At 33.2% G+C, this 4,126-nt stretch carries 3 protein-coding genes; 1 reads left to right on the forward strand and 2 read right to left on the reverse strand.

Translation table 11 applies throughout. The features are described from left to right. Positions 1–225: hypothetical protein (locus tag ACE3RB_RS19765; protein ID WP_374465777.1), on the forward strand; the 225-nt coding region annotated here is incomplete at its 5' end. Between the two features lie 1,212 nt (positions 226–1,437). On the opposite strand, the gene ACE3RB_RS19770 is transcribed toward ACE3RB_RS19765, so the two are convergent. After that, complete coding sequence (locus ACE3RB_RS19770; RefSeq protein ID WP_374465778.1) at positions 1,438–2,127, reverse strand: hypothetical protein; 690 nt, start codon at positions 2,125–2,127, stop codon at positions 1,438–1,440. A 149-nt stretch (positions 2,128–2,276) separates the two neighbouring features. Next, positions 2,277–3,785, reverse strand: coding sequence for a DUF6371 domain-containing protein (locus tag ACE3RB_RS19775; protein WP_374465779.1), 1,509 nt, complete (start codon positions 3,783–3,785; stop codon positions 2,277–2,279). Between the last annotated feature and the right edge of the window lie 341 nt (positions 3,786–4,126).

Consider the following 4,126-nt stretch of genomic DNA (forward strand, 5'->3'; position numbering starts at 1 on the left):
TACAATATCAAAAATTGTCTAATTTTAAATCGTACTAAAAAAGGGAAGCCTACAAACGAAATCATAAAATCAACATTTATCAAAACAGTTATAATCTCCCACGCACAGAGAGAGAGAGAAAGAAACTCCGATCATGCACTTTTAAACAGGGAAATATCAGGAAACGCCCTCAAAATACTTCTTATTGATTCTTTCAGTATGCGTGTGTTAGATAGTGGAATATAGATTTATGATGTTTCTCTTGCGTGCGTGGCAGATAGGGATAAAATCGGCTGAGGTCTTTATTTATGGTTTTTTATTAAGTGACACTCTACAACACGCAACTTTGAAACAAAAAAATTACCGAAGATCACTTAGGTCTCCGGTAATAATGAGATGAGTTGAATTATAAAGTATGTTTCAAATATACATAAATCTTTGATTTTTGCGAGAGAATGAGTATTATCTTATCTGGCCATTAAAAGTAATTCCATTCCCATTTTCAGCTTTAAAATGGTAGTAAAACAGTAATAAATGGTAATTCTCAGACACTTTTTTAAATGTGGTTTATACCAGCTTCTTTTCATTAATAGAGGGTTTTACATCTATTTTCCTGTTTTTAATCTCAGAGAAGCCCCCTGTCAAAAAAGTCAAATATTTTTAGAACTTTTCTATAACTATCACGGATAAAGGTATGCCGTTTTCCTGCCGTTTGATCGGCTGGATTATTTAGCCGGAAAAATAGTCCTCTTTTTTCGGTTCTCTCCCGTTTAATGGAAGGAGGTTGTCAAAATATCCATGTCGTTTATGTGTCGTTATTACGACATAATCTTTCAATATTTTTGCTCTCATTTCGTTTTCTTTCCGTTACTATGGACTTATTATAAAAAATAGAGCTTCGTAGTTTTACCGTTGATTGACTACGGCTATGTTGTTTTCCTGTTGATATACAACATGATTTTAATAATTCTGACGATTTTTTTTGAGTAAGAAAACCCGTAAGCCTTGAAATTCAAAGACATTTACGAAGTATTCTACCAATGTTTTAATTTCCGTAATGAATTCTGTCAGTAATTTATATTTCTGCGTTTGGTTTTGTATATCGGTGTGAAACCTAATTTGGACTTCATCCTATGATCAAAAAAATACCTCCCATATAATGGAAGGCATTGCACTAATTATGGATCTAGCCATGAAAAAACTATTCCTGTGTAAATGTAACAAAATTTAGTTTAAATTCAAAAACACATATTGAATTCAAAACCTTATCAATGGGTGGCTGATAAAAGCTTTATTCTCAATCAATATTTGTATTTTCATTATAAAAAAGTCTCCCATACAAAGTGGAAGACTATAACCAATATCCCAAATGAAGATGAAAAAATTCTATTTGAGAACTAATATAACGTTTTTCCATAAAAGAAAAAAATGTAAAAACAATTTTTGTAAAAGAATGTTCTAATCTGTTTCTTTTACTTCGATTGTTTTTAAAATTCCCTCAATAGTATTAAGCTGTTCTGTAGAGAGCTGTTGTAATACCTGCTGATTTACAACGGTATTATTGATCTGAATATAGTTGTTTTGATTTTTCACAGGTTGAGGGCTGCCTGCCTTCCCTAATTTTCCGGCTACTTCCAAAAAGAGTCTTGCTTCTTTAACATCTCCATCATTAGCCAGTGAATACATCTGCCAAAGGATTTTATCTGCCATAAGCTCTACAGCCTGTTTCTGTCCTTTGTATGAGCGGTGTTCTTTAAAGGAATTGATGTGCTTATAGATCGTTGTTCTGCTTAATCCTGTTTTGACCGCAATCAGGTTAACAGGAGGAAAATTGCACGTTTCTTTCGTTAATGTTGATATAGCCCACATGATGGTCTGGTGGTTAAACTCCCAAAGCTGGTTTTTAGTTCCAGCCAGCAACACTTCTTCAAACTGATCATAAAACTCACCATAAGCAGCACCTTGAAGCCCGTTCATTTTCTTTCCTAATGTTTCATTAAATTGGTCCATTTCCTCAGGAGTAAAATCTTCAATATCTTTTGGCGTAACTTTTTCTAAGCTAAAGATATTCTTAATTTTCTTTTCCGATTCTGTTAACTTTTGTAAACCTTTGCTATTTTTTACAGTGGATTTTCTATTGGTGTTCATAATTGATTGTTTTTTTTTAATTTGTTGATTTTAAAGCATTTAAACAAAATCTGTGACGCAAGTGACGGATGTGACGCAGAAAAAAAACAAATATTTTTTGTATTAATAAATTTATAACGGTTCCTGGTTTATTACTTTCTTTACTCCTGTTAATTTGATGATAATATTCTGTCTTTGAGCTGCTGTAATCTGCTGAGGTAAGGTAAAAATATAGGGTTTCCATTATTAGCCTTTACCACTGAAAGATGACTTTTAATAAATTTCCGAACATTTGAGATATTGCCATATACATTAAATTGGATGGGGTGATCTGGAGTTTCTGTCTCAGTAAAGAAATTTTCAAGTATTTCAATCTCCTTATTCCATATTTCAGGATGTTTCCGGTTGTTCTTTTCATCCGGTTTTTTATGACTTTCTATCAGTAACTTAGCTTTTACAGTTGGGTTGGAAGCTTCATCTGTTTGTATAGCTTGTGTTTCATCGTTTTGATTTTTTGTTATGGTTATGATCTTTTCAGATTGACCTTCAGATTTACTTTCACACTCAGACTCTGGATGAAATTCTGTTTTGATTCGTAAGGTCTGTTTTTTAAACAACCGCCAATCCTTTTGTATTAAATAATCTGCAAGGTCATAACCACTACTTTTATCATTATCAGGTACTAAATACTCCAATAGATCAGAAAAAATGAAATGTGTTCCAGGTAACTGTTTTTCGAATTCATCTGCTTTTCTTTTCCACTCCCTGAAAGTGCTCCCATCTTTTGACACGTCAGGGAATACATATACCTCTCTTTCCTGTAATACCTTCAGCTTATCGAATGAGAAACTGCTTTTATTGTAGACCGCCAGCCAGATGAGGTTCTGGGAACTCTCTTCAGGGAATCCAAAATATAAGCTTCCATATACAGCTGTCTTTGGAGCTTCTACCAATGCAACCGGATTAAACGGATATTTCTTTAAAAGATGTTCTCCAAATAAACACGAAACCTTTTTCTCATTACTGGCATAGGCTTTTAACCATTCTGGCAAAGGTTCTGTATTCCTGATACAATTCTTTTCCAATATAGAATGTAAAAAATCAGTTCTCTTGGTATGATTATCCATATCAAACTCTTTGACCTGTACTGTCCTGATATTGCCCTGTATATCAATAAAAGGAAAGGTAACAGCTCCCATTCTGTAGCCTTCTGTAATGGTTCCCAGTCTGTACAGCTCTATGACTTTTGTAATCTCATCTGCTTCAAAGGGAAATCTTACCTGAGATAAAAGGTTTTGAATAAAAGTGTTTTTCTCATAGCCTTCAGGCTTTAATGTCGCTTTAAACGTTTCAAAATCAAAGTAAATCTTTGTCCCTGGATGAGCTTTGAAGGAATTCAAATGTCTTTGCCTTGAGTAAATATATTTCTGTTTTACAGAATTTACTGTAGTAACTCCGGCAGCTCGTTGCTTATCTTCCTGTATCATTGCTGCATATCCGTCCAGATAAGGGTTAAGATGGTAAGCACATTTACTCTCACGGTCACAACGTCCATAATCTTTATGCAAATATTCTCTGGTCTCTGTATTTATATACCTCACAAAGCTTCTTTTCCCACACTCAGGACAGGGAAATTTTTTACTTCCTATCTCAAGTATATACAAATACTCTGTTTTCATTTTCGTAAAAATATTTTTTGTTTTCTGCTACATTTCCTACATCTCCTACATGGTTTTTAAAAAGTAATCTGAAAATCAACGCATTATATTTTAGTTATGTAGGTAATGTAGCAAATGTAGGTTCAAAACAATCTTTTTTTATGCTCTATTACTTTCTGATGTTAGGAGAAAAATATTTTTTGTTTTCTGCTACATCTCCTACATGGCTTTTAAAAAAAACCTGAAAATCAATGCGTTATATTTCTGCTATGTAGGTAATGTAGCAAATGTAGGTTCAAAACAATCTTTTTTTTTATGCTCTATTACTTTCTGATGTTAGGCGAAAAATATTTTTTGTTTTC

Origin of the sequence: Chryseobacterium sp., assembly GCF_041914225.1 — a bacterium.
Classification (GTDB): Bacteria; Bacteroidota; Bacteroidia; order Flavobacteriales; family Weeksellaceae; genus Chryseobacterium.